Origin of the sequence: Brevundimonas sp. UBA2416, assembly GCF_002343105.1 — a bacterium.
Lineage (GTDB): Bacteria > Pseudomonadota > Alphaproteobacteria > Caulobacterales > Caulobacteraceae > Brevundimonas.
Genome location: NZ_DDRM01000035.1, coordinates 1540 through 4715 on the forward strand (window position 1 = coordinate 1540; position 3176 = coordinate 4715).

At 67.6% G+C, this 3176-nt stretch carries 2 protein-coding genes; both read left to right on the top strand.

Annotated features, from left to right (window positions below):
- The first annotated feature begins 233 nt into the window (after positions 1 to 233).
- Positions 234 to 1181, top strand: coding sequence for a TAXI family TRAP transporter solute-binding subunit (locus B3E43_RS10620; RefSeq protein ID WP_292029260.1), 948 nt, complete (start codon positions 234 to 236; stop codon positions 1179 to 1181).
- Between the two features lie 35 nt (positions 1182 to 1216).
- Positions 1217 to 3176 (top strand): TRAP transporter permease (locus B3E43_RS10625; protein ID WP_292029262.1); only part of this gene is annotated, 1960 nt, incomplete at its 3' end.

Sequence of the window (3176 nt, forward strand, 5' to 3'; positions counted from 1 at the left end):
GCACCGCCTAGGCGGCGTCGCCCCGCAGGTGGCGAACCCGATCCGCCTGTCGGCGACGCCGGTCGCTTACCGGCGAGCGCCGCCGACGCTCGGCCAGGACACCGGGGCCGTGTTGCGCGAACTGGGCTACGGCGAAAACGACATTGCCGATTTGCGCCGGAAAGGGATCGTATGACCTAGAATGCCCGCACGGCCGCAACAGCGGGCCGAAACGACAACAAAGGAGACAACCCATGAAGCTTCGCCACACCCTGGCAGCCGGCGCCGCCGCGCTGTGCCTGTCGCTGTCCGCATCGGCAGCCGAGTTCATCACCGTGCTCACCGGCGGCACCAGCGGCGTCTATTACCCGCTCGGCGTCGCGCTGACCCAGATCTACGGCAAGGCGCTGCCCGATGCCAAGTCGTCGGTGCAGGCGACCAAGGCCAGCGCCGAGAACCTCAACCTGCTGCAGGCCGGGCGCGGCGAGATCGCCTTCACCCTCGGCGATTCCCTCAACGAGGCCTGGAAGGGCAACGAGGAGGCCGGCTTCAAGACTCCGCTGAAAAAGCTGCGCGGGGTCGCCGCCATCTACCCGAACTACATCCAGATCGTCGCCGCCGCCGATTCGGGCATCAGGACGCTGGCCGACCTCAAGGGCAAGCGCATTGCGGTCGGCGCGCCGAAGTCGGGCACCGAGCTGAACGCGCGTGACATCTTCAAGGGCGCCGGCATGAGCTACAAGGATTTCGCCAAGGTCGAGTACCTGCCCTTCGGCGAATCGGTCGAACTGATGAAGAACCGCCAGCTCGATGCGACGCTCATCTCCGCCGGGCTCGGCGTCGCCGCCGTGCGCGACCTGGCGACCGCCGTGCCCATCGTCATCGTGCCGATCCCGCCCGAGGTCGTCACGAAGATCGGCGAGGCGGCCTACCAGGCCGGCGCCATCCCGGCCGACACCTACAAGGGGCAGACCGCCGCGATACCGACCGTCGCCGTGCAGAATTTCCTGGTCACCCACGACGGCGTGCCGGCCGACACGGTCTACGCCATGACCAAATCGATGTTCGACAACCTCGACCAGATGAGCGCCGCCCACGCCGCCGCCAAGGCCATCGACAAGACGAAGGCCGCCGCCGGCATGCCGGCGCCGCTGCACCCGGGCGCCGAGAAGTATTACCGCGAGGCGGGCCTCGTCAAGTAAGCGGCCGCCGACCGGCTTCCTCCCGCGGAGGCACGATGCACGACGACTGCGTGGCCGCTCCCGGCCACGGCCAGGACGAAGTATCGGAGCACGGCATCCCGCGCACGCTGGGCGGTTGGCCGTTGCGCACGCTGATGGCGATCGCGCTGGCCTTCTCCACCTTCCAGCTGATCGTCGCCGCCTTCCATCCGCTCTCCAGCCTGGTCATCCGCTCGTTGCATGTCGGCTTCCTGCTGGCCATGACCTTTGTCCTCTATCCGGCGTTCCGGCATGGCGCCAGGCTGACGCGGGTACCCTGGCACGACTGGCTGCTCGCCGCCGGCGCCTTTGCCCTGTCCACCTACCACTGGATCTTCGAGGGCGACCTGATCCAGCGTTCGGGCGACCCGTCGATCCCCGACCTGATGGCCGGCACGGCCTTCGTCGTCCTCGTCTTCGAAGCCACGCGCAGGGTCATGGGCCTGGCGCTGCCCATCCTGTGCGCCATCTTCCTCGCCTACGGCCTGTGGGGCCAATACCTGCCGGATCTGCTGGCGCACCGCGGCTATGGCTTCGACCAGGTGATCGACAACCTCTTCCTGTCGAGCGAGGGCCTCTTCGGCGTGCCGACGATGGTTTCGGCCACCTACATCTTCCTGTTCATCCTGTTCGGCTCCTTCCTCGAACACGCCGGCATGATCCGCCTGTTCAACGCTTTCTCGCTCGGCCTGGTCGGCCATGCGCAAGGCGGCCCGGCCAAGGTGGCGGTGATCTCGTCGGGGCTGATGGGGACCATTTCCGGCTCGGGCATCGCCAACGTGCTGACCGTCGGCCAGTTCACCATTCCCCTGATGAAGCGCTACGGCTACACCCCGGTGTTCGCCGGCGCGGTCGAGGCGACCGCCTCGATGGGCGGCCAGATCATGCCTCCGGTCATGGGCGCCGTCGCCTTCATCATGGCCGAAACGCTCGACGTTCCCTATTCGGAGATCGTCAAGGCCGCCGTGATCCCGGCCCTGCTCTATTACTTCACCGCCTTCTGGATGGTGCATCTGGAAGCCGGACGCAAGGGACTGCTCGGCATCCCCAGGAGCGAGTTGCCGAACCCCTGGCGGGCGCTCCGCGAGAGCTGGTACCTGGTCGCCCCGCTGGCCGCCCTGGTCTGGATGCTCTTCCACGGTTTCACGCCGATGTTCTCGGGCATGGTCGGGCTGGCCCTGACCGCCATCCTGATCCTCGGCGCCGCGCTCGCCGCGCGCATTTCGCTTGCCGCCTTCCGCTACGTGTTCTGGCTGGCGATCGGGCTGGGCGCCTCGGCCTTCGTCTCCTTTGGCATCTGGCCGGTGCTCGCCGTGATCGCCGCCCTGGTCCTCGCCTGCCTGTTCGTCAAGGGCGGCGACAAGACCCTGCACACGCTGAAGATGAGCCTGGTCGATGGCGCCCGCCAGGCCTTGCCGGTCGGTCTGGCCTGCGCGGTGGTCGGCGTCATCGTCGGCGTGCTCTCGCTGACCGGCGCCGCCTCGACCTTCGCGTCGTGGATCATGCAGGTCGGCGAGCACAGCCTGTTCCTCTCGCTGCTGCTGACGATGGTCATCTGCATCATCCTCGGCACCGGCATCCCGACCATCCCCAACTACATCATCACCAGCGCGATCGCCGCGCCGGCGCTCTACAAGATGGGCGTCCCGCTGATCGTCAGCCACATGTTCACCTTCTACTTCGGGATCATGGCCGACCTGACGCCGCCCGTCGCGCTGGCCGCCCTGGCCGCTTCCAGCATCGCCAAGGCCTCGCACGACGCGATCGGCTGGAAGGCGACGCAGATCGCCATCGCCGGCTTCGTCGTTCCCTACATGGCGGTCTACGACCCGCTGCTGATGTTGCAGGGCGAACTCACCTTCACCGGCGTCGCCTACATCGTCGTCAAGGCGCTGCTGGCGGTCGTGCTCTGGGGCGCGACGGCGATCGGCTACCTGCGCGCGCCGCTCAACTGGCCGGAACGCTGCGTCACGGCCG